This window comes from Cupriavidus sp. WGlv3, assembly GCF_023952475.1.
Classification (GTDB): Bacteria; Pseudomonadota; Gammaproteobacteria; order Burkholderiales; family Burkholderiaceae; genus Cupriavidus; species Cupriavidus phytorum.
Genome location: NZ_JALHRX010000007.1, coordinates 1 through 22,065, shown reverse-complemented (window position 1 = coordinate 22,065; position 22,065 = coordinate 1). Strand labels below are relative to the sequence as shown.

Annotated in this window: 16 protein-coding genes; 11 read left to right on the top strand and 5 right to left on the bottom strand. The window is 70.8% G+C overall.

Annotated features, from left to right (window positions below; genetic code table 11):
• Window positions 1–57: 57 nt before the first annotated feature.
• Together MKD38_RS13850 and phhA are read right to left on the bottom strand one after the other, a co-directional pair.
• Complete coding sequence (locus tag MKD38_RS13850) at window positions 58–357, bottom strand: 4a-hydroxytetrahydrobiopterin dehydratase (protein WP_026164049.1); 300 nt, start codon at window positions 355–357, stop codon at window positions 58–60.
• Window positions 358–531: 174 nt separating this feature from the next.
• The gene (gene phhA, locus MKD38_RS13845; RefSeq protein WP_252677627.1) at window positions 532–1,461 is read right to left on the bottom strand and encodes a phenylalanine 4-monooxygenase; all 930 of its coding nucleotides are present in this window, start codon (window positions 1,459–1,461) and stop codon (window positions 532–534) included.
• 168 nt (window positions 1,462–1,629) lie between these two features.
• Between phhA and MKD38_RS13840 the strand changes: the two genes are divergently transcribed.
• The 5 genes from MKD38_RS13840 to MKD38_RS13820 all read left to right on the top strand — a co-directional run bounded on the left by MKD38_RS13840 (window position 1,630) and on the right by MKD38_RS13820 (window position 12,270).
• Window positions 1,630–2,115, top strand: a complete 486-nt coding sequence (locus tag MKD38_RS13840; protein ID WP_252677625.1) for an Lrp/AsnC family transcriptional regulator — start codon at window positions 1,630–1,632, stop codon at window positions 2,113–2,115.
• A 106-nt stretch (window positions 2,116–2,221) separates the two neighbouring features.
• A complete protein-coding gene (locus tag MKD38_RS13835) occupies window positions 2,222–8,305 on the top strand; it encodes an Ig-like domain-containing alpha-2-macroglobulin family protein (protein WP_252677623.1) in 6,084 nt (2,027 codons plus the stop codon).
• Window positions 8,302–9,006 carry a lysoplasmalogenase gene (locus tag MKD38_RS13830; RefSeq protein ID WP_252677621.1) on the top strand — a complete coding sequence of 235 codons (705 nt, stop codon included), beginning with the start codon at window positions 8,302–8,304 and terminating at the stop codon, window positions 9,004–9,006. The genes MKD38_RS13835 and MKD38_RS13830 overlap by 4 nt, the downstream gene beginning before the upstream one ends.
• The gene (gene pbpC, locus MKD38_RS13825; protein ID WP_252677619.1) at window positions 9,003–11,222 is read left to right on the top strand and encodes a penicillin-binding protein 1C; all 2,220 of its coding nucleotides are present in this window, start codon (window positions 9,003–9,005) and stop codon (window positions 11,220–11,222) included. Before MKD38_RS13830 ends, pbpC begins: the two co-directional genes overlap by 4 nt.
• A 94-nt stretch (window positions 11,223–11,316) precedes the next feature.
• On the top strand, window positions 11,317–12,270 hold the full coding sequence (locus MKD38_RS13820) for a delta(1)-pyrroline-2-carboxylate reductase family protein (protein WP_252677617.1): 954 nt from the start codon (window positions 11,317–11,319) through the stop codon (window positions 12,268–12,270).
• Here the strand turns inward: MKD38_RS13820 and MKD38_RS13815 are convergent, their stop codons facing one another.
• On the bottom strand, window positions 12,271–12,915 hold the full coding sequence (locus MKD38_RS13815; RefSeq protein WP_252677615.1) for a TetR/AcrR family transcriptional regulator: 645 nt from the start codon (window positions 12,913–12,915) through the stop codon (window positions 12,271–12,273). It abuts the gene before it with no gap.
• Between the two features lie 190 nt (window positions 12,916–13,105).
• On the opposite strand from MKD38_RS13815, the gene MKD38_RS13810 reads away from it, so the two are divergent.
• Both MKD38_RS13810 and MKD38_RS13805 read left to right on the top strand, forming a co-directional pair.
• A complete protein-coding gene (locus MKD38_RS13810) occupies window positions 13,106–15,094 on the top strand; it encodes an alkyl/aryl-sulfatase (RefSeq protein WP_252677613.1) in 1,989 nt (662 codons plus the stop codon).
• A gap of 269 nt (window positions 15,095–15,363) precedes the next feature.
• On the top strand, window positions 15,364–16,086 hold the full coding sequence (locus MKD38_RS13805) for an OmpW/AlkL family protein (protein ID WP_252677611.1): 723 nt from the start codon (window positions 15,364–15,366) through the stop codon (window positions 16,084–16,086).
• 65 nt (window positions 16,087–16,151) lie between these two features.
• Here the strand turns inward: MKD38_RS13805 and MKD38_RS13800 are convergent, their stop codons facing one another.
• Window positions 16,152–16,352, bottom strand: a complete 201-nt coding sequence (locus MKD38_RS13800) for a heavy-metal-associated domain-containing protein (RefSeq protein ID WP_252677610.1) — start codon at window positions 16,350–16,352, stop codon at window positions 16,152–16,154.
• A 194-nt stretch (window positions 16,353–16,546) separates the two neighbouring features.
• On the opposite strand from MKD38_RS13800, the gene MKD38_RS13795 reads away from it, so the two are divergent.
• The 3 genes from MKD38_RS13795 to MKD38_RS13785 all read left to right on the top strand — a co-directional run bounded on the left by MKD38_RS13795 (window position 16,547) and on the right by MKD38_RS13785 (window position 20,571).
• Window positions 16,547–19,075, top strand: a complete 2,529-nt coding sequence (locus MKD38_RS13795; protein ID WP_305882520.1) for a heavy metal translocating P-type ATPase — start codon at window positions 16,547–16,549, stop codon at window positions 19,073–19,075.
• Window positions 19,075–19,485, top strand: a complete 411-nt coding sequence (cueR, locus tag MKD38_RS13790) for a Cu(I)-responsive transcriptional regulator (protein WP_240073112.1) — start codon at window positions 19,075–19,077, stop codon at window positions 19,483–19,485. The genes MKD38_RS13795 and cueR overlap by 1 nt, the downstream gene beginning before the upstream one ends.
• Window positions 19,486–19,638: 153 nt before the next feature.
• On the top strand, window positions 19,639–20,571 hold the full coding sequence (locus MKD38_RS13785; RefSeq protein ID WP_252677607.1) for an alpha/beta hydrolase: 933 nt from the start codon (window positions 19,639–19,641) through the stop codon (window positions 20,569–20,571).
• Here MKD38_RS13785 and MKD38_RS13780 read toward each other — a convergent pair.
• Window positions 20,568–21,455, bottom strand: a complete 888-nt coding sequence (locus MKD38_RS13780; protein ID WP_252677605.1) for a LysR family transcriptional regulator — start codon at window positions 21,453–21,455, stop codon at window positions 20,568–20,570. The genes MKD38_RS13785 and MKD38_RS13780 overlap by 4 nt on opposite strands.
• 283 nt (window positions 21,456–21,738) lie before the next feature.
• Here MKD38_RS13780 and MKD38_RS13775 point away from each other — a divergent pair.
• The coding region (locus MKD38_RS13775; protein WP_371925699.1) for an aldehyde dehydrogenase family protein at window positions 21,739–22,065 on the top strand (327 nt) is incomplete at its 3' end.

Sequence of the window (22,065 nt, the reverse complement as noted above, 5' to 3'; positions counted from 1 at the left end):
GTACTCGGCGCCGCCCCGCGCTTCCTTACGGTTAGCCTACAGCCGCCGCGCGGCCGGTCAGTTGGTCACCGCGTCGGCGGCGCGCTCGATGAAGTGGGCCAGGTCGATGTCGCGCTGGGTCAGGCCGTTGGCATCGTGCGTGGACAGCGTGATGTCGACCCGGTTGTAGACGTTGAACCATTCCGGGTGGTGGTCGGCCTTCTCGGCCTGGATCGCCACGCGCGTCATGAAACCGAAGGCGGCGTTGAAGTCGTGGAAGGTAAAGCGCTTGAAGATCGCATCGCGGTCGGCGACGGTGGTCCAGCCGGGCAGTTCGGCGAGCAGCGTGGCACGGGCTTGCGGGGACAGAGGGGTCATGGTGGTGGGCTCGATCTGGTTCTTGGGAAAAACGAGGGTCGCGCAGTGCGGACGATGCGCACCATGCGGACAGCCGGCCCGCCCGCGCCGGGGCGGCGGGCATGCCGGCATTGTTTCACAAAGCGGGGAATGGAGCAGGGGTGGGGCAGGGGCGCCCCGGGTTTGCGCGCCGGATCAGATGTCTTCGGTATCAGCCCAGCCTTCGCGGGTGCCGGCGTTGAGCACCAGGTCGCCTTCGGCGATGTCGCCCGCGCCCAGCGTCGGCTGCGCGCGCAGCGCTTCGTACAGCGGCGCGAAATCCGGGCGCGTGGCGTCGAACAGTTGCTCGAAGCTGTCGATCACGAAATAGGTCTTCTGGAAGGTGTCGATGCGGTAGCGCGTGCGCATGATGCGGCGCACGTCGAAGCCGATCCGGTTGGGGCTGGCCGAGTCCAGGCTGTAGATCGACTCGCCCTGGCTCGACACGATGCCGGCGCCATAGATGCGCAGCCCTTGCGGGGTGCGGATCAGGCCGAATTCGACGGTGTACCAGTACAGCCGCGACAGCATTTCCAGCGCGCCCAGTCCCGCCGCTTTCAGGCCGCCCTTGCCGTAGGCTTCCATATAGTCGGCAAAGACCGGGTTGATCAGCAGCGGCACGTGGCCGAACACATCGTGGAAGCAGTCGGGCTCCTGCAGGTAGTCGAGCTGCTCAGGCTTGCGCATCCACCAGCTGGCCGGGAAGCGGCGGTTGGCCAGGTGCTCGAAGAAGACCTCGTCGGGCACCAGTCCGGGCACGGCCACGACCTGCCAGCCGGTGGCGCGCATCAGGGTTTCATTGAGCTGGTCGAAGTCCGGCACGCGGTCCTTTTCCATGCCCAGCGTGGCCAGACCCTGCAGGAATTCGTCGCTGACGCGGCCGCGCAGCATCTCGGCCTGGCGCTCATACAGCTTACGCCAGATGGCGTGGTCGATGCTGGTGTAGCGGTGCACCGGCTGGGCGATGGTGAAGTCCGGGCGCAGTTCCTGGCCCGACAGCAGGCCGGCGTCGAACTGTTCCTTGAGTTTGTCGGTCAGGGTGCCCTGGAAGGCGCCGGGGGCTTCGGTGGCCATGGCGATGGACATTGCTTGCGTCTCCTTGGATGCGTGCTGGCTGCGTCGGCGCCGGCATAGATGCGGATTTACTGCGTAGTTTAGGCGCCGGAGGCCGCAATCTGTCCGCATAGTCCGCTTGTTTTCGCGCGGGCATGCATATAATGCGCATTCATGAGTTAAGAGATGCGGAATTTGTGTATGGCTTCCCAGACAGTTTCCCTCGATGCCTATGACCTCGCCCTGCTCAGCGCGTTGCAGGCCGACGGCCGCACCACGCACCAGCAGCTGGCCGAGCGCGTGCACCTGTCGCCCAGCCAGGTCGGACGCCGGCTGGCGCGGCTGGAAGCCGACGGGGTCATCACCGGCTACCGCGTCAGCCTGTCGTCGCAGGCGCTGGGGTTGGGCGTGGTGGTCTTTGTCAGCGTCAAGCTGGCGCATCACGGCGACACCATCATCGAGCGCTTCCGCGAAGAGATCCTGCTGCTGGAAGAAGTGCAGGAGTGCTATTCCGTCGCCGGCGAGGCCGACTACCTGATCCGCGTGGTGGTGCCCGACCTGCCCACGCTGGCCGAATTCACCATGAAGCGGCTGATGCGCGTGCCCGGCGTGGAGAGCGTGCGGTCGAACATCGTGCTGACCGCGATCAAGTGCGAGGGGCCGCTGCCGCTGTCGCACCTGCGCTGAAACGCTTGCCGCAGCGCGGGACGGTGCGTGCCGGCCTTGCGCTCTTGTGGCGTGCGTGTCACCCTCGCCGGGTGCCGCAAACGTGGCGGGAACGGAGGATGGCAGGATGAAGGGAATCGTCGCCCGAGCCGATCGGGGTCTTGGCAGTTCGCTACAGCAATCGCACCGGGCGCGGGCATCCGCGGCGCTGGCCCTGGCGGCCGCGCTGGCCAGCCTGGCCGGCGGCGCACTGGCCGCGCAGGTGAGCCGTTTTTCGCCGGAAGGCACGGTGGGCCAGGTGCGGCAGGTGGCGATCCGCTTCGACGAAGCCATGGTGCCGATGGGCGATGTCCAGGCCACGGCACCCGCGGCGGTTTCCTGTACCGGCGCCAGCACCAGCGGCCAGGCGCGCTGGATCGACGCCAAAAACTGGGTCTACGACTTCGCCAGCGACCTGCCGCCCGGCGTGCGCTGCACCGTGCGCATGCGCGCCGGGCTGCGCAGCGAGGCCGGTAACGCCTATGCCGGCAAGGCGGAATACCGCTTCGAGACCGGCGGCCCGACCGTGGTCTCGAGCCGGCCCTCCGGCGGCGAGATCGAGGAAGACCAGGTCTTCGCGCTGCGCTTCAACGGCGCCGCCACCGCGGCCTCGGTGCGCGAGCACGCCTGGTGCCAGGCGCAGGGGCTGGGCGAGCGCATCCCGGTGCGGCTGCTGGCCGGCAAGGAGCGCGAGGCCGTGCTCGAGGCGATCCGCTGGGACCGCCTCGCCAAGCCGTTGCCGGATGCGGTGCACCTGCTCGCCTGCCAGCAGCGGCTGCCGGCTGCGGCGCGCGTGCAGCTGGTACTGGGCGCGGGCATTGCCACGCCGTCGGGCGTCGCCACGCGCGAGGAACGCCGCTTCGACTACACCGTGCGCGAGCCGTTTACCGCCAGCTTCAGCTGTGAGCGCGAACACGCGCAGTCGCCCTGCACGCCGCTGCGGCCGATGACGGTGACCTTCTCCGCGCCGGTGCCGCGCAAGCTGGCCGAGAGCGTGGTGCTGAAGACCCCGTCGGGCCCGCGCGCGCCGCAGTTCGACCCCGACCTGGCGCCCGACGCCAGCGTCAGCGCGCTCACCTTTGCCGCGCCGTTCGCCGAGAAGGCGCAGTTCACCATCGAAGTGCCGCCCAAGCTGCAGGACGACAGCGGCCGCGCGTTGGCCAATGCGGACCTGTTCCCGCTCAAGGTGGCCACGGCCGCGATGCCGCCGCTGGCCAAGTTTGCCGCGGCGCCGTTCGGCGTGGTCGAGCGCTTCGGCGAGCTGCCGCGCGGCAAGTCGGCGGCAGACTATCCGCCGCTGCTGCCGGTGACGCTGCGCAATGTCGAAGCCGACCTGGCCGTGCGCGGCGTGCAGGCCCGGGCCGGCACCGTGATGAAGCTGCGCGTCGACGACGATGGCGCCGTGATGCAATGGCTGGGCCTGGTGCGCCGCCTGCACGAGGCCAGCTATACGCGCGGCGAGCTCGACGCCGTGCTGGCGGGCCGCTCGCCGTACCGCGTCAACAATCCGCGCAACGCGGTGTCGATCGAAACCCGCTCGGTATCGCTGCTCGAGCGCACCCCGGGCGTGCAGAAGCTGGCGGTGCCCAAGCCTTCGGGCGATGCGCCGCGGCCGTTCGAGGTGGTCGGCATCCCGTTGCCGGAGCCGGGCTTCCATGTGGTCGAGATCGCCTCGCCGATGCTGGGCGAGGCGCTGCTGGGCAAGCGCGCGCCGATGTACGTGCGCACCGCGGCGCTGGTGACCAACCTGGGCGTGCATTTCAAGCTGGGCCGCAGCACCGGCAACGAAGATGACGGCAGCCGCAGCGGGGTGGCCTGGGTCACCGCGCTGGACGACGGCAAGCCGGTGCGCGACGCCGCGGTGGCGGTGCGCGACTGCAGCGGACGCCTGCTGGGCGAAGGCCGTACCGATGCCAGCGGGGTGGCGCGCTTTGCCAGACTGCCCGCGGCACCGGAGAGCGCCTGCGACCAGAACGGGCTGTCGGGCTATTTCGTTTCCGCCCGCATCGCCGCCGCGCACCCTCAGGCGCGTGGCAAGGCCGACATGGCTTTCGTGATGTCGGACTGGAACCGCGGCATCGAGAGCTGGCGCTTCAATGTGCCGACCGACACCAGCGCCACGCCCACCGTGCGCGCCCACACAATCTTCGACCGCACCCTGCTGCGCGCCGGCGAAACCGTGTCGATGAAGCACCTGATCCGCGCCGAGACCGCGCAGGGCTTTGCCTTGCCGCCGGCGAGCCGTCCGCTGCCCACGCGCGTGACCATCCGCCATGAAGGCAGCGGCCAGAGCTACGAGCTGCCGCTGCAATGGCGCCAGACCGCAACCGGCGGGCGCAGCGCGGAAAGCACCTTCCAGGTGCCCGCCGCGGCTAAGCTCGGGGTCTATACGGTCGAGCTGGAGACGCAAAAGGGCGAGGGCGCGCAGGACGACGGCGACGCGCGCAGTTACACCAGCGGCAGCTTCCGGGTCGAGGCGTTCCGCCTGCCGGTGCTGGCCGGCACGCTGCAGGTGGCGGGCAAGGCCGGGCCCGTGGTGGCACCGGCCGAACTGCCGGTCGGGGTCGAGATCCACTATCTGTCCGGTGGCGGCGCGGCCGGGCTGCCGGTGCGCGTGTCCGCGCTGCTGCGCGACAAGTACGTGAGCTTCCCCGGCTACGACGAGTTCTCGTTCAACCCGCCGCGCGCGCAGCGCGAGAGCGGCGGCGACGAAGAGATGGACGAAGACCAGCAGAGCGACGCCAGTGCCGACGGCCAGCAGCTGGTCGCTGACAAGCTGCCGCTGACGCTGGACAAGAACGGCAACGGTAGCGTGACGCTGCGCAAGCTGCCCAAGACCGACGCGCCGCGCGACCTGGTGCTCGAGGCCGGCTTTGCCGATCCCAACGGCGAGATCCAGACCCTGCGCCAGACCGTGCCGGTCTGGCCGGCGGCGGTGGTGGCCGGCATCCGCACCGACGACTGGGTCTCGGTGAAGCAGAAGCTGGCGGTGCATGGCGTGGTGCTCGACGTCAACGGCAAGCCGGTGGCGGACGCGCCGGTCAAGGTCAATGCGCGCGCGCGCATCACTACCTCGGCGCGCAAGCGCGTGGTGGGCGGCTTCTACCGCTACGACAACCGCACCGAGACGCGCGACCTCGGCACCGTGTGCGAAACCCGCACCGATGCGCACGGCCGCGCGCGCTGCGAGGTGGCGCTGGAGCAGGCCGGCCAGATCGAACTGGTGGCGAGCGCGCGCGACAAGGACGGCCGCACCGCGCAGGCCGCCACGACGGTGTGGGTCACGCGCCAGGGCGAACTGTGGTTCGGCGGCGAGAACCATGACCGCATCGACCTGCTGCCGGAGAAGAAGTCCTACGCGCCGGGCGACACCGCGGTGTTCCAGGTGCGCATGCCGTTCCGTCACGCCACCGCGCTGGTGGCGGTGGAGCGTGAAGGCATCTACCATACCCAGGTGGTGGAACTGCACGGCAGCGATCCGACCGTGCGCGTGCAGGTCAAGCCGGAGTGGGGGCCCAACGTCTACGTCTCGGTGCTGGCCTTGCGCGGGCGCCTGCACGAGGTGCCGTGGTATTCGTTCTTCACCTGGGGCTGGCGCCAGCCGGGCGAGTGGTGGCGCGCATTCCGCAGCGAAGGGCGCGAGTATGCGGCGCCAACCGCGCTGGTCGACCTGTCCAAGCCGGCGTTCCGGCTGGGGCTGGCCGAGATCCGCGTCGGCAACGCCGGCCACCGGCTCGACGTCGCCGTGACCCCGGACAAGATCAGCTACCCGGTGCGCGGCAAGGCGCGCGTGGCGATCCAGGTCAGGCTGCCCGACGGCAAGCCCGCCGCCAACGGCGAAGTGGCGCTGGCCGCGGTGGACCAGGCGCTGCTGGAACTGATGCCCAACACCAGCTGGGACCTGCTCGACGCGATGCTGCAGCGGCGCGGCTACGGCGTCGAAACTTCGACCGCGCAGATGGAGATCATCGGGCGCCGTCACTACGGGCGCAAGGCGGTGCCGGCGGGCGGCGGCGGCGGCAAGAGCCCGACGCGCGAACTGTTCGACACGCTGCTGCTGTGGAACCCGCGCGTGCAGCTCGACGCCGAGGGCCGGGCCAGCGTCGAGGTGCCGCTCAACGATTCGCTGACCAGCTTCCGCATCGTCGCGGTGGCGGACCTGGGCCTGGGCCGCTTCGGCACCGGCAGCGCCACCATCGCCGCGACGCAAGACCTGCAGGTGATTTCCGGCCTGCCGCCGCTGGTACGCGAGGACGACCGCTACCGCGCCATGTTCACGCTGCGCAATACCACCAAGCGGGCGATGACGGTGCAGGCCAGCGCGCGCGGCACGCTGCTCGGCAATGAGGCAGGCCTGCCGGCGCAGACCGTGCAGATTCCCGCGGGCGAGGCGCGCGAGATCGGCTGGGACGTGACTGCGCCCGCGCTGCTGGCCTACGCGCGCACCGGCACGGTGATGTGGGAGGTGCAGGCGAGCGAGCAGGCGGGTGGACGTGATTCGGGAGGCGCTTCCGACCGCATCAAGGTGTCGCAGCAGATCGTGCCGGCGGTGCCGGTCACGGTGCAGCAGGCCACGCTGGCGCAGGTGGCGCCGTCGCTGTCGATTCCGGTCAAGGCGCCGCCGGGCGCGCTGGCCGATCCGGCCGGCAAGCTGCGCGGCGGAGTGCAGGTCAACTTCCAGTCGTCGCTGGCGGGCGGCATGCCGGGCGTGCGCGAGTGGTTCCGCAACTATCCGTTCACGTGCCTGGAGCAGCGCGCCTCGAAGGCCATCGGGCTGAACGACAGCGCCGCGTGGGACGCGCTGATGGCGCAGCTGCCGTCCTACCTCGATGCCAACGGCCTGGCCTCTTACTTCCCGCTGAACAGCGACAGCGACTACGGCAGCGAAGTGCTGACCGCTTACCTGCTGGCGGTGACCGACGAGGCCGCGCGCGCCGGGCAGGCGCTGCGCATCCCCGACGCGCAGCGCGCGCAGATGGAGCGCGGCCTGGCCGACTTCGTCGAGGGCCGCATCCGCCGCGACAGCTGGTCGCCGGTGGGTGGCACGCAGTACCTGGAGGTGCGCAAGCTGGCCGCGCTCGAGGCGCTGTCGCGCACCGGCCATGCGCAGGCGCGCATGCTCGGATCGATCCAGATCCTGCCGGCGCAATGGCCGACCTCCGCGTTGCTGGACTGGACCCTGCTGCTGACCCGCGTGCAGGACATCCCGCAGCGCGAGCAGCGCCTGGCCGAGGCGCAGCAGCTGCTGCGCTCGCGCCTGACGGTGCAGGGCACGCGCCTGGCGTTCTCCACCGAGCGCAACGACAACTGGTGGTGGATGATGGCCGGCGGCGACGTCAACGCCGCGCGCCTGCTGGCGCTGGCGTCTGAACTGCCGGGTTGGAAGGAAGATGCGCCGCAACTTGCCACTGGCTTGCTGGGGCGCCAGGTGCATGGCGCCTGGGGCACCACCACCGCCAATGCCTGGGGCATGCTGGCGGTGACGCGCTTTGCGCAGGCGTTCGAGAAGACGCCGGTGGCCGGCACCACGCGCGCCAGCATCAGCCATGCTGCTGACGCCGCGCGCAGTTTCGACTGGGCGCGCGCGCAGCGTACTGACGGCGTGGCGCAGGGCAGCATCGACTTGCCGTGGCCGGCCGGCGCCGACGGTGGCACGCTGCAGGTGGAACAGGCCGGAGCGGGCCAGCCGTGGGCCACGGTGCGCGCCATGGCGGCGGTGCCGGTGACCGCGCCGCTGGCGGCGGGCTACCGCATCCAGCGCACCGTGACGGCGCAGGAGCAGGCGGTGCCGGGCAAGTGGTCGCGCGGCGACGTCTACCGCGTCAAGCTGGAGATCGATGCGCAGGCCGACATGACCTGGGTGGTGGTCAGCGATCCGGTACCCGCCGGCGCCACCATCCTCGGCAGCGGCCTGGGCCGCGACTCGGCCATCGCCACGCGCGGCGAGCGGCGCCAGGGCGCGGCGTGGCCGGCCTATATCGAACGCACGCCGCAGGCCTACCGCGAGTACTTCGGCTACCTGCCCAAGGGCAAGGTCTCGGTCGAATACACGGTGCGGCTGAACAACGCCGGCGACTTCGCGCTGCCGCCCACGCGGGTAGAAGCGATGTACGCGCCCGACGTGTTCGGCGTGGCGCCCAATGCGCGGCTGGCGGTCGGGGCGCGCCCATGAGCTGGCTTTCCGCGCTGATGCCGGCGCGCGTGCGCGAGTGGTGGCTCGCGGGCGCCATGGCCGGCCTCATCTACGGCGCGCTGCTGGTGCAGGTGGCGCTGGATCTTCCCGACGGCGCGCCGCTGACCGGACATATCGCCATGCAGCCGGCATGGAAGACGGCGATGGCGGTGCTGCTGGCGCGCGCCGCGTGGTTCCATCGCGTGCCCGGCGAGCGCCGCTGGCTGGTCACGGCGCTGCTGTGCTCGGCGCTGGGCGATTTCCTGCTGGCGCTGCCGACGCTGTCGTTTTCGTTCGTCGGCGGGCTCGGCGCCTTCCTGCTGGCGCACCTGGCCTACCTGCGCCTGCTGGTGCCGCTGGCGGGCGATACCCGCCCGCACCGGCTGATTGCCTGCGGCGCCATGCTCGGCGTGGCGGGCACCATGCTGGGCCGCTTCTGGCCCAACCTCGGCACGCTGGCCGTGCCGGTGACCCTGTACGTGGGCGTGCTGGCCGCCATGGTATGCAGCGCGCTGGTGGCGCGCCTGCCGACGCCGCTGGCGGCGCTGGGCGCGCTGTGCTTTGCCGCGTCGGACCTGATGATCGGCATCGCACGCTTCCTGGTGCCGTTCGAATCGTTCCAGCTCGGCATCTGGTGGACCTACGCCGCGGCGCAGGTGCTGCTGGTCGCGGGCCTGGTATCGGGACGCAAGCAGCCATGACACCGCGCCTGGCCCTGGTTGCGATGGCGGCGGCGCTGGCCTGGTCCACGCCGGCCGCGGCATTGCCCAGCTTCGCGCAGGTGCGCGCCGACTGGCGCAGCGCCGATGTGGTGGTGCTGGACCGCGACGGCGAGCCGGTGGGCCGCGTGCGCGACGACTTCCGCGCGCGCCGCGGCGACTGGGTGGCGCTGGCCGACACCTCGCCCGCGCTGCGCACGGCGATCGTGCTGTCGGAGGACCGGCGCTTCTATGCCCACAGCGGCGTCGACTGGCAGGGCGTGGCCGCGGCCGCCTGGGCCAACCTGTGGAACACGCGCACGCGCGGGGCGTCCACGCTGACGATGCAGCTGGCCGGCCTGCTAGATGACGACCTGCGCCGCCCGGGTGCGCCGGGGCAGGGGCGCAGCCTGACGCAGAAGCTGGGACAGGCCGCCGGTGCCGCGGTACTGGAACGGAGCTGGAGCAAGGACCAGATCCTCGAGGCCTACCTGAACCTGGTGCCGTTCCGCGGCGAACTGGTGGGGCTGTCGGCGATGTCGCAGGTGCTGTTCGGCAAGTATCCCGAGGGGCTCGATGCGCGCGAGTCGGCGCTGGCGGTGGCGCTGGTGCGCGCGCCCAATGCCCGCGCCGCGCAGGTGGCCAGCCGCGCCTGCGGCATCCTGCGCGAGATGCGGCTGCCGCGCGAGTGCGATGGCCTGGCGGGCTTTGCGCAACTCGCGCTGCTGCGCACCGGTCCGGTGGCGCAGCGCGCCGCGGCGGCCGCGCCGTTGGCGGGGTTCAGGCAGCTGGCGCCGCACCTGTCGCGGCAGCTGGTCAGCGAGACCCGCGCGCAGTTGCCAGCTGGGGCCGCCATGCCCGCGCGCATCGCGTCGACGCTCGACGCCCGCCTGCAACGCGCTGCCGTGGCCAGCCTGGACCGGCACCTGCGCGAACTGGCCGGGCGCAATGTCGAGGACGGCGCGGTGGTGGTGATCGACAACGCCAGCGGCGACGTGCTGGCCTACGTGGGCTCGTCCGGCGCGCTGTCCGGCGCCGCACAGGTCGACCACGCGGCGGCGCTGCGCCAGGCGGGATCGACGCTCAAGCCGTTCCTGTACGAGCAGGCGCTGGAAGAGAAGCGGCTGACCGCGGCCTCGCTGCTCGATGACCGGCCGGTGAACCTGCCGGTCGGCGGCGGGCTCTACGTGCCGCAGAACTACGACCATCGCTATGCCGGCTGGGTCAGCCTGCGCGCGTCGCTGGCCGCTTCGCTGAACGTGCCGGCGGTGCGCACGCTGGTGATGGTGACCCCGCACCGCTTCCACAAGCGCCTGGTGGCGCTGGGGCTGCCGCTGACCGAGGCGGGCGACTACTACGGCTACAGCCTGGCGCTGGGCAGCGCGGATGTGTCACTGCTGGCGCTGACCAATGCCTACCGCGCGCTCGCCAATGGCGGCAGCTATGCGCCGCCGCGCTTGCGGCAAGGGGCGCCGGCGGTGGCGGCGAAGGCCGTGATGCAGCCGGGCGCGAGCTACGTGATCGCCGACATCCTGTCCGACCGTCACGCCCGCGCCCGCACCTTCGGCCTCGACAGCCCGCTCACCACGCGCTTCTGGACCGCGGTCAAGACCGGCACCAGCAAGGACATGCGCGACAACTGGTGCATCGGCTGGTCGCAGCACTACACCGTGGGCGTGTGGGTCGGCAATGCCAGCGGCGCCAGCATGCGCGAGGTGTCCGGGGTGTCGGGCGCGGCCCCGGTGTGGCACGACGTGATGGAAGTCCTGCATCGCGCGCAACCAAGCCAGGCGCCGGCCATGCCTGCCGGCGTGGAGCGCGTGGCGCTGCGCTTCGACGACGGGCTGGAGCCCGCGCGCGATGAAGTGTTCCTGGCGGGCACCGCGGTCCGGCACGTCAGCGTGGCGGCGCCCGCCGCGCGCCCGAGTGCCCCCATGATCGCCACGCCGGCCGACGGCACCGTGTTTGCGCTCGATCCCGACATGCCGCCGGCCGCGCAGCGGGTGTGGTTCCATGCGCAGGGCGTGGCCGGCCAGTCGGCGCGCGCGGTCAGCTGGCGCATGGACGGCAAGCCGCTCGGGCGTGGCGGCGAGGTGGCATGGCTGCCCTGGCCGGGCCGGCACCAGGTGGAGCTGCTCGATGCCGCCGGCAAGGTGGTGGACCGCATCGGCATCGAAGTGCGCGGCGCTTCGGTGCGCGCGCCCGCGGCCAGGCGCTGAGACCCGTATCGAAGTGTTCGGACCCGGTGCCGCGGCCAACGCCGCTGGCCGTGGGCAATAATGGCGCTTCGCCATATCTCGCCGGAGCCCGCGCATGTCCCTCGTTGCCCTCGATGCCGCCGCCACCGCGGCGCGCCTGCCGTATCCCGAACTGGCGCAAGCCATCGCCGACATGCTGGCCGAGCTGCGCGACGGCACCGCCATGGCACCGCCGCGTATCGCGCTGCCGGTCGGCGACGCGCAGCAGGGCGCGGGCACGCTGCTGGTGATGCCGGCGCGCAACCGCGAGCTGGTGATGACCAAGAACATCACCGTGCATCCCGGCAACCCGCAGCGCGGCCTGCCCAGCATCCTCGGCGAAGTGGTGGTGGCCGATGCGCATACCGGCGCGCGCATCGCCATGCTTGACGGTCCCACCGTCACCGGGCGACGCACCGCGGCGGTGTCGCTGCTGGCGGCGCAGCGATTTGCCGCGCGCCCGGACGGCGAACTGCTGATCGTCGGCGCGGGCGTGCAGGCGCTGACGCACCTGGAGGCCTTCGTCGCCGGGCTGGGCGTGCGCCGGCTGTGGCTGCATTCGCGCACGCGCGACAAGGCCGAGGCGCTGGCCGCGCATGCGCGCACGCTGGGGGTGGAAGCGCAGGTGGCCGAGTCGGTCGCGGCGGTATTGCCGCGCGTGTCGATGGTGGTCACGGTGACGTCGAGCCGCAGCCCGGTGCTGCCGGACCTCGACAGCGGCCTCTGGCACGACCATCACTTCATTGCCGCGGTCGGCGCGTTCCGGCCCGACATGTGCGAACTGCCGCCGGCGCTGTGCCATGCCGCCGCGGACCATGGCCGTTTGCTGGCCGATACCCTGTTCGGCATCGAGGACGAGGCCGGCGACCTGCTGCAGGCCGGCATCGACTGGGCCGCCGTGCAGCCGTTCGAGCGCGCGATCCTGCAGGCCGACGCGATCCGCGCGTGCACCGGCAGCCCGCTGGTGTTCAAGAGCGTGGGCTATGCGCTGTGGGACCTGGCCGCGTGCGTGCTCGCCAGCCGCGCCTGATCAGCGCTCGCGGTCGCGCTCGCGCAGCCAGTCGCCGAACAGCGCGCGCGCCGGCGCCAGGAAGGCGGCGACCGGTTCGCTGCGGTCGCTGGCGTACCAGTGGCAGTAGCAGCCGTGGATGGTGGCGATCATCAGGCGCGCCATCGGCGCCGGCAGCGGACGGCCGGGGGCCGATAGCGCGGCGACCAGGTCTTGCACGTGGCTGTCCCAGCTGCGGCGGATTTCCTCGCGCACGCTGGCCGGCACGCTGCCGGAGAACAGCAGCGCCAGCACAACGCCCTTGGCCTCGGGATTGGCGCTGAGATAGCCGGCAACCCGGTCGAAGCTGTTCTCGAGCCGCCGCGCCGCGGTCCTGCCGTGGTGCGGCTCGGCGCCCAGTTCCTCGCCGATCTGCCGGAACAGGCTGGTGGCGGCCTCCGCCAGCAGCATCTCCTTGCTGCCGAAATGCCAGAGCAGGCTGCTCTTGGCCACGCCGGCCTCGGCGGAAATCTGGTCGAGCGTCACCTCGGCGTAGCCATGCGCACTGATCAGCCCGCGCGTGACCGCGAGCACGCGTTCGCGCGTTTCCAGCCCGCGCCGGTTCTTCGCGACCGGGGCGGAGGCGGTGGACGTTGCAGGCTCGGTGGGCTGACGGTTCGGGGGCATGGTGGGGGCGGTAACAGGGCGGCAAATTGGCGAGACACGGCGTCGCGGCCGCCTGCATGGGCGGCCGGGCTCTATTTGACAGTAGACGAGGTCTGCCAGCAAACTCCAGCATTGTACTGAATGTTCAGCACAATGACATGAGTGTTGCCGGCCGCACCATTGCGCCCGGCGCAGGATCCAGGAGACCAGCATGCCGTATCCGACCGCCTTTGCCGCCGCCGCCACCGCGCTGGCCGCCGCCACCTTCAGCCTTGCCGGGACCGCCGCGGCCGCCACCGCCGAGCCCGGCCCCGGCAAGCCCGCCACCGATGCCACCGCCCGCGCCAACGCCGCGGTGCTGCAGCAGTTGCCGTTCCAGGATCGGCGCGACTTCGAGGCGGCGCGCCGCGGCTTTATCGGCACGCTCGACAACACCGAGATCCGCGACGCCAAGGGCAACGTGGTGTGGGCGCTGGCCCCCTACGATTTCCTCAAGCCGGAGGTGGCGCCGGCCACGGTCAATCCCAGCCTGTGGCGCCAGGCCCGGCTCAACCTGCACCATGGCCTGTTCCAGGTGACCGACCGCATCTACCAGGTGCGCGGCTTCGATATCGCCAACATGACCATCATCGAGGGCGAGTCCGGGCTGATCGTGATCGACCCGCTGACCGCGATGGAAACCTCGCGCGCCGGCCTCGAACTTTACTTCCGCCACCGGCCGAAGAAGCCGGTGGTGGCGGTGATCTACACCCACAGCCATGGCGACCACTTCGGCGGCGTCAAGGGCGTCACCAGCGAGGACGACGTCAGGGCCGGCCGGGTCAAGGTGCTGGCGCCGGAAGGCTTCATGGAGGAAGCCGTCAGCGAGAACGTCTTTGCCGGCACCGCCATGAGCCGCCGCGCGCAGTACATGTATGGTTTCAACCTGCCGCGCTCGGCCACCGGCCAGGTCGATGCGGGCCTGGGCAAGGGCGTGGCGCACGGCACGCTGACGCTGATCCCGCCGACCGACCTGATCCACAAGACCGGCGAGACCCGCACCATCGACGGCGTGCAGATCGAGTTCCTGATGGCGCCGGGCACCGAGGCCCCGGCCGAGATGCTGATGTACTTCCCGCAGTGGCAGGCCTTGTGCGCGGCCGAGGACGCCACCCACAACCTGCACAACCTCTACACCATCCGCGGCGCCCAGGTGCGCGACGCCAACCAGTGGTGGCGCGCGCTGGACGAGACCATCGACCGCTTCGGCGCCCGCACCGAGGTGCTGTTCGCGCAGCACCACTGGCCGACCTGGGGCCGCCAGGAGATCGTCACCTACCTGGGCAAGCAGCGCGACGGCTACAAGTACATCCACGACCAGTCGCTGCGGCTGGCCAACCTGGGCTACGTGCCGGCCGAGATTGCCGAGCGCGTGAAGCTGCCGCCGTCGCTGGCGAGCGAGTGGCACCTGCGCGACTACTACGGCACCGTCAGCCACAACGCCAAGGCGGTGTACCAGCGCTACCTGGGCTGGTATGACGCCAACCCGGCCAACCTGAACCCGCTGCCGCCGGAAGAGGCGGGCAAGCGCTATGTCGAATTCATGGGTGGCGCGGCGCGCGTGCTGGAGCAGGCCCGCAGCGCCTATGCACGCGGCGAGTACCGCTGGGTCGCCGAGGTGGTCAAGCACGTGGTCTTTGCCGACCCGTCCAACCAGGCGGCGCGCCAGCTCGAGGCCGACGCGCTGGAGCAGCTCGGGTACCAGGCGGAATCGTCGACCTGGCGCAACGCCTACCTGAGCGGCGCCGCCGAACTGCGCAGCGGCCCGCCCAGGACCGGCCGCCGCGCCGGCAGCCCCGACGTGCTGCGCGCGATGACCGACACCATGTTCCTGGACTACCTGGCGATCAGCCTGAACGGCGACCGTGCCGCCGGCAAGACGCTGGCGCTGAACTGGGTACAGCCGGACACCGGCAAGCGCTTCGCGCTGACCGTCGAAAACGGCGTGTTCCGCTACAAGGCCGACGCGCAGCATGCCGCGCCGCAGGCCACGCTGACCGTGCCGCGCGCCGTGCTGATGGGCGTGCTGGCCGGCCAGACCACGCTGCAGGCCGAGACCCAGGCCGGTCGCGCGCGCGTCGAGGGCGACCCGCAGGCGCTGGCGGCGTGGGCCGGGCTGATGGACAAGGCCGAGCCGAACTTCGCCATCGTCACGCCCTGACGACTTTCGCGCAGGCCAGGCGCGCGGCCGCTATTGCGCGCCTGGCGCCTAAAACCGCTTCCGCGTGAGGGTTTTTTCCGCCGCGCGGCATAAACCGTTGCGTGGATGCTGCGGACGGTGGTCCGGGGAGCCGCTGCCGCCCCTTTTTTTCATGGTTAACCCTCCCTTTAGGGGGCTGCCTCTACGAATCCGTGTCATTGATGAAACAACCCCGCGCGGGCTGGTCGGATAATGCACGCGGCAGTTACCGAAAGAGGAGTAAGAGGATTATGAAATCGACCTATAAGAAGATGCTGGCCGCGGGCGCCGTGATGGCGCTGACCGGAGCCGCACACGCGCAGTCCGCGGGCAGCAATATCGTCAGCATGGGCTGGTTCCGCGTGATGCCGAACAGCTCCGCCGATCCGCTGACCGTGGACAGCATTGGCGGTCGCCCGGTCGGCATGACCCGGCCGAACACCGGCGCGGAAATCGAGTCCGCCGACACGCTCGGCCTGGCCTTCACCCACTTCTTTACCGACAACATCTCCGGCGAGATCGTGGCGGGCATTCCGCCCAAGCATGACGTCAAGGGCACCGGCAACTACGCCCAGTACGGCAAGCTCGGCTCGGTGAAGCAGTGGAGCCCGGCGCTGGTGGTCAAGTACCACTTCTTCGATGCCAAGACCAAGTTCCGTCCCTATGTCGGCATCGGCGTGAACTACACCTGGTTCACCGACGAGACCATCACCAACCAGAACTTCGTCAACCACGAGTTCGCGCCGGGCGCGCGCATGACCGCGAGCGCCAAACCCTCGTGGAATCCGGTGTTCAATATCGGCGCCAACTATGCCATCAACGACAACTGGTTCGTCGGGCTGTCGGTGTCCTACGTGCCGCTGTCGACGCGGGCGTCGTTCACCACCCAGGCCGGGCCGGTGACGATCCAGTCGCACACCAAGATCAAGATCGATCCGGTGGTGACGTTCCTGAACGTGGGCTACCGCTTCTGAGCGGCACGCGGCAGGCTGAAGAAAAGGGCGCCCGGGGGCGCCCTTTTTGCTGGAGAGGCGATGGCTCAGGCCACCGACCTGACCGGATAGCCGGCTTCCTCGATGGCCGCGCGCAGCTCCTGCGTGTCGGCGCCGCTGTCGACACGAACGGACTGGGCCGGCACATCCGCGCTGACGCGCGCGGCGGGGTCGACGGCGAGCACGGCGCGCGTGATGGCGCCGACGCAGTGGTTGCACGTCATGCCTTCTACCTGGAACTGGATCATGTTGGAACGCTCCTGAACGGATGGAAACGCGGCATCGGGCCGCGACAGACTCAGTGTGAACCTTTCCGCGGTGGGAAGCGCAAGGGGAAATTTCCTAATGCACGTGGCACTGGCGTCATCTGCGGCGGGCCTTGACCTTCCAATGATGGTAAGGTCCATGATGCTGACATCGACACTGTGGATAACTCAGAACCATGCCAGATTCCAGCGCTGTGCTCGCTTCCCAGCCGGTCCGCACCGACCGCAACCCGCCAGCCGACGCCATGCCCGAGTGGCGTCTGCCGGTCGAAGGCATGACCTGCGCCTCCTGCGTGGGACGCGTCGAAAAGGCCCTGGCCAAGGTGCCGGGCGTGCGCGACGTCGCCGTCAACCTGGCCACCGAGGCCGCCACGCTGCGCGCGGCGTCCGCCGCGGTGCTGCCCGCCGCCGCGCGCGCCGTGGCCGACGCCGGCTACAGCGTGCCCCACGACACCCTCGAACTGAATATCGCCGACATGACCTGCGCCTCGTGCGTGGCGCGGGTCGAAAAGGCGCTGCGCGCCGTGCCGGGCGTGGTCGAAGCCACCGTCAACCTGGCCACCGAGCGCGCCAGCGTGACGCTGCTGCGCGGCGCCACCGATGCCGCGGCGTTGGAAGGCGCGGTCGTGCGCGCCGGCTATGGCGCGACGCCGGTGGCGGATGCAGCGGCTGCGACAGGCGCCGCGGCCCAGACCGGCCAGCGGGGGCAGGCCACCCGCCCGGCCTTCTGGGACGGCCCGTGGCCGGTGGCGATCTCGGCGGCGCTGTCGTTGCCGCTGGTAGCGCCGATGGTGCTCGAATGGTTCGGCGTGCACTGGATGCTGCCGGCGTGGGTGCAGTGGCTGCTGGCCACGCCGGTGCAGTTCGTGTTCGGCTGGCGCTTCTACAAGGCCGGCTGGAAGGCAGTGCGCGCCGGCGCCGGCAATATGGACCTGCTGGTGGCGCTCGGCACCACCGCCGCCTACGGGTTGTCGCTGTGGCTGATGTGGCGCACCCCGGCCGATGCCATGCCGCACCTGTATTTCGAGAGCGCCGCGGTGGTGATCACGCTGGTGCGCCTGGGCAAGTGGCTCGAGACGCGCGCCAAGCGCCAGACCGCCGATGCCATCCGCGCGCTGGCGGCGTTGCGTCCCGACACCGCGCGGGTGCGGCGCGGCGGCGTCGAACAGAGCGTGCCGCTGTCCGCCGTGACGGTCGGCGATGAAATCGTGGTGCGCCCCGGCGAGCGCATCCCGGTGGACGCCGAGGTGGTCGAAGGCACCAGCCATGCCGATGAATCGATGCTGACCGGCGAAAGCCTGCCGGTGCCCAAGCAGCCCGGCGACCGCATCACCGGCGGCGCCATCAATTTCGAAGGCCTGCTGGTGGCGCGCACTGTGGCGGTGGGTGCCGAGACCGTGCTCGCACGCATCATCCGCATGGTCGAGCACGCGCAGGCGGCCAAGGCGCCGATCCAGCGCCTGGTCGACCGCGTCAGCGCGGTGTTCGTGCCGGTGGTGCTGGTCATTGCGCTGGTGACGGTGCTGGGCTGGGGCCTGTTTGCCGGCGACTGGGAGGCGGCGTTGCTCAATGCCGTGGCGGTGCTGGTGATCGCCTGCCCGTGCGCGCTGGGGCTGGCCACGCCCACCGCGATCATGGCCGGCACCGGCGCCGGCGCGCGCGCCGGCATCCTGATCAAGGACGCCGAGGCGCTGGAAGTGGCGCACCGGGTCGGGGTGGTGGCCTTCGACAAGACCGGCACGCTGACGGTGGGCAAGCCCGAAGTGGTCGCATTGCATGCGGCCGATCCTGCCGACGCCGACGGCAGCGCGTTGTTGGCGCAGCTGGCCGCGCTGCAGGCCGGCAGCGAGCATCCGCTGGCGCGGGCCGTGCTGGCCGCGGCGCAGGCGCGTGGCATCGCCGTGCCGCCTGCCAGCGGCGTGCAGGCCCTGCCGGGCCGCGGCCTTGCCGGCGTGGTCGACGGCCAGGCGCTGCAACTGGGCAGCGAGCGCCTGCGTGAGTCGCTGGGTGCGCCGGCCGGCGCGCTGGCCGCGGTGGCGCAGCAGCTGCAGGCGGAGGGCCGCACCGTGTCGTGGCTGGTGCAGACCACGCCGCCGCGCGTGGCCGGGCTGGTCGCGTTCGGCGATGCCATCAAGCCGGGCGCACCGGCGGCGATTGCCAGGCTGCGCGCCGCCGGCGTGCGCACGGTGATGCTGACCGGCGACAACGCCGGCGCCGCGGCGCGGGTGGCGCAAGCGCTGGGGCTGGATGACGTGCAGGCCGAAGTGCTGCCCGAAGACAAGGCCGCGCGCGTGCAGGCGCTGGGCCGCGACGGCGCGGTGGTGGCGATGGTGGGCGACGGCATCAACGATGCGCCGGCGCTGGCCGCGGCCGACGTGGGCATTGCCATGTCGACCGGCACCGACGTCGCCATGCATGCCGCCGGCATCACGCTGATGCGCGGCGACCCGGCGCTGGTGGCCGATGCGCTGGCGGTCTCGCACCGCACCGTGCGCAAGATCCGCCAGAACCTGTTCTGGGCCTTTTTCTATAACGTGGTGGGGATTCCGCTGGCCGCGGCCGGCATGCTCAATCCGGTGGTGGCGGGCGCGGCGATGGCGTTCTCCAGCGTCAGCGTGGTCGGCAATGCGCTGCTGCTGCGCCGCTGGCGCGCCCAGGCCGGCACCGCGCCAGGCGCATCCAGCGCGGCCCAGGGAGGCGAGTGATGAATATCGGCGAAGCGGCACAGGCCTCGGGCGTATCGGCCAAGATGATCCGCCACTACGAATCGATCGGGCTGGTGGCAACGCCGCCGCGCACCGAAGGCGGCTACCGCCGCTATGACGAACGCGCGGTGCATACCTTGCGCTTCGTGCGGCGTGCCCGTAATCTGGGATTTTCGCTCGACGAGATCCGCAACCTGCTGTCGCTGTGGCACGACCGCGACCGCGCCAGCGCCGACGTCAAGGCGCTGACGCTGCGGCATGTGGCCGACCTGGAGCAGCGCATCGCCGAACTGGCGGCGATGCGCGATACGCTGCGCGAACTGGCGCAGCACTGCAGTGGCGACGACCGGCCGGACTGCCCGATCCTGGCCGACATGGCGCAGCCGGAGGCGTCCGCCTGCCACGGCTAAGCGATGGCTAAGCGAGGCTAAGTGAGGCTAAGCGATGGATTAGGCCTCGGTTGTAGCCATGGCAGCGCCGGCACATGCCGGCGCCGCGGACTCCATAACAACAATAGCTGGCGTCGCGCCTGGCCCGCGCGCGCCGGCAGGAGACCTGTGCAGATGGAACAGCCGATGACGGACGATCCGGCCTTGGCCGGCGTTGCCAGCCCCCCCGCCGCGAGCCCGGCGGCGACCCATGCGCCGGTGCAGAGCCGCCAGCGCATGCGCGACGGCACCGAACTCTTGCTCCGTACCTGGCAACCCGATCCGGCACGCTTTGCCGAACCGCTCGGCTCGGTGCTGCTGGTGCACGGGCTTGCCGAACACGCCGGGCGCTACCAGCATGTCGCCGATCTGCTGTGCGGCCTGGGGCTGCGCGTGCGCGCCTTCGACCTGCGCGGCCACGGCGCCAGCGGCGGCGCGCGCATGGTCGCGGACCATCCGGACACTTACCTGAACGACCTCGCCGAGATCTACGATGCCGCGGTGCCGGGCTGGCATGAGTTGCCGATCCTGCTCGGCCACAGCATGGGCGGGCTGATCGCGGCGCGCTTTGCCACCGCGCGGGTGCGGCCGGTGCGCGCGCTGGTGCTGTCGTCGCCGGCGCTGGCGCTGCGGCTGTCCCGGCCGGCGCTGACGCTGCACCGCGTGCTGCTGACGCTGGCGCCGCGGCTGCGCGTGCCCAATCCGATCGATGCCCGGCACTTGTCGCATGACCCGGCGGTGGTCGCCGCCTATCGCGCCGATCCGCTGGTGCAGACCACCATCACTGCCGGCGTGCTGGAAGGATTTATCCGCGGCATGGCGCAGGCGCAGGCCGACGCGGCGCTGCTGGAGGCGCCCACGCTGATGCTGGTCGGCGGCGCCGACCGCATCGTGGACCCGGCCGGCAGCCGCGCCTTCTTCGACAGCGCGCCGCCCGACCTGCGCGAGCAGGTCTGGTTCGAGCACGGCTACCACGAGATCTTCAATGAAGCGCAGCCGCTGCGCGGCGAAGTGTTCGCGGCGCTGAGCGGCTGGCTGCAGCGCCGGCTGGGCCGCCCGCAGCGCTAGGTACGGAACACGGACTCGGCGACACCGAACGCCGCCGCGACCACCGGGTCGTCGCGGCGCGCGGCCAGGCAGACCAGGGTCAGCTCGGTCTGTACCGAGACCCCTTCGACGATCACCAGCCCATGCGCATGCGACTCGCGCAGCGCAATCGCATCGCGTACCAGCGACAGTCCTACGCCCGAGCGCACCAGGTCGCGCATCGACGCTTCCTGGTCGACGTGCGCCACCTTGGGCACACTGGCCGGATCCACGCCTGCCTCTGCGAAGTGCGCCGACAGCAGCCGGTTGTGCGCCGATTCGGGCGGGGTCCAGATCCATGGCAGCGTCGCCAGTTGCGCCCACGAGCGCAGCGCGGTGCGCTCTTTCCAGCCCTTGGGCGCGACCACGTAATACGAGAACGGCGTCAGCGTCAGCGCATGGAAACCGGCTTCGGACGGCTGGCCCAGGTAGAAGCCCACATCGAGCGCGCCGCTGCGTACCTGCTGCAGCACCCAGCCCGACATGCCGTGGCGCAGTTCCGTGCCGATCTGCGGATGGCGCTCCACCAGCGTGCGCAGCATCGGGCCCAGCCGGGTGAATTCCGGATCGAGGATGGTGCCGATCGCCAGCCGCCCGCGCACGGTGTGATGCATGGCGTTGACCGTGTGCTGCAGATCGCCCACGCCATCGAGGATGCGCTCGGCCAGCGGCAGCAGCGCGGCGCCGTCGGCGGTCAGCGTCAGGCCCGCCGCGGTGCGTTCGAACAGCCGGATGCGCCACGCCGATTGCAGCGCCTTCAGCTGCAGGCTGACCGCGGGCTGGGTCAGATGCAGGCGCTGTGCGGCGCGGGTCAGGTTGCCTTCGCGTGCGACGGCAACAAAGGCGCGCAGGTGGTGGAGGTCCAAGGGGGGCGGCGGAAGGGTGATATGTGGTGCGTCGCAATATTTTGCGCGGCTTATATTGCGATTGACGATAAATCATTGGACGGGGCCGCGCAACTGCACCAAGCTTGCGCTCAACCATGGCCCGAAGTCTTGTGCCGCACGCCATACGTGCCGCGGCCGGTGCGCGGCGCAGCGTGGCAGCGTCTTCACCAGACGCAAAGATCGACGGGACGGACCGGAGGCAGAATCGCCCCCGGGGAACCAGCATTCAGGAGCGGAAGTGGAAGACATCCTTGCAGAGGCCGTGCAGGCCATCATCGGCCATAGCATCGCGGGCCGGCAGACACGCGGCACCTCGCAGCGCCTGGCCGACGTATTCAACCCCGCCACCGGCGAAGTTGCCGCGCGCGTCGCGCTCGGCACTACGCAGGATGTAGCTGATGCCGTGGCCGCCGCCAAGGCCGCCTTTCCCGCATGGGCCGACACCCCGCCGCTGCGCCGCGCGCGCATTCTGTTCAAGTTCAAGGAACTGCTGGACCAGCACCACGACGACCTCGCCGCGCTGGTCACGCGCGAGCACGGCAAGGTATTTTCGGACGCGAAGGGCGAGGTCACGCGCGGCATCGAGGTA

Excerpts from the sequence above, each read along its gene's own strand:
- MKD38_RS13830 (WP_252677621.1), top strand. The coding sequence starts at position 8,302 with ATGAGCTGGCTTTCCGCGCTGATGCCGGCGCGCGTGCGCGAGTGGTGG.
- MKD38_RS13810 (WP_252677613.1), top strand. The coding sequence starts at position 13,106 with ATGCCGTATCCGACCGCCTTTGCCGCCGCCGCCACCGCGCTGGCCGCC.
- cueR (WP_240073112.1), top strand. The coding sequence starts at position 19,075 with ATGAATATCGGCGAAGCGGCACAGGCCTCGGGCGTATCGGCCAAGATG.
- MKD38_RS13800 (WP_252677610.1), bottom strand. The coding sequence starts at position 16,352 with ATGATCCAGTTCCAGGTAGAAGGCATGACGTGCAACCACTGCGTCGGC.
- MKD38_RS13820 (WP_252677617.1), top strand. The coding sequence starts at position 11,317 with ATGTCCCTCGTTGCCCTCGATGCCGCCGCCACCGCGGCGCGCCTGCCG.
- MKD38_RS13785 (WP_252677607.1), top strand. The coding sequence starts at position 19,639 with ATGGAACAGCCGATGACGGACGATCCGGCCTTGGCCGGCGTTGCCAGC.
- phhA (WP_252677627.1), bottom strand. The coding sequence starts at position 1,461 with ATGTCCATCGCCATGGCCACCGAAGCCCCCGGCGCCTTCCAGGGCACC.
- MKD38_RS13835 (WP_252677623.1), top strand. The coding sequence starts at position 2,222 with ATGAAGGGAATCGTCGCCCGAGCCGATCGGGGTCTTGGCAGTTCGCTA.
- MKD38_RS13795 (WP_305882520.1), top strand. The coding sequence starts at position 16,547 with ATGCCAGATTCCAGCGCTGTGCTCGCTTCCCAGCCGGTCCGCACCGAC.
- MKD38_RS13850 (WP_026164049.1), bottom strand. The coding sequence starts at position 357 with ATGACCCCTCTGTCCCCGCAAGCCCGTGCCACGCTGCTCGCCGAACTG.
- MKD38_RS13805 (WP_252677611.1), top strand. The coding sequence starts at position 15,364 with ATGAAATCGACCTATAAGAAGATGCTGGCCGCGGGCGCCGTGATGGCG.
- pbpC (WP_252677619.1), top strand. The coding sequence starts at position 9,003 with ATGACACCGCGCCTGGCCCTGGTTGCGATGGCGGCGGCGCTGGCCTGG.
- MKD38_RS13840 (WP_252677625.1), top strand. The coding sequence starts at position 1,630 with ATGGCTTCCCAGACAGTTTCCCTCGATGCCTATGACCTCGCCCTGCTC.
- MKD38_RS13815 (WP_252677615.1), bottom strand. The coding sequence starts at position 12,915 with ATGCCCCCGAACCGTCAGCCCACCGAGCCTGCAACGTCCACCGCCTCC.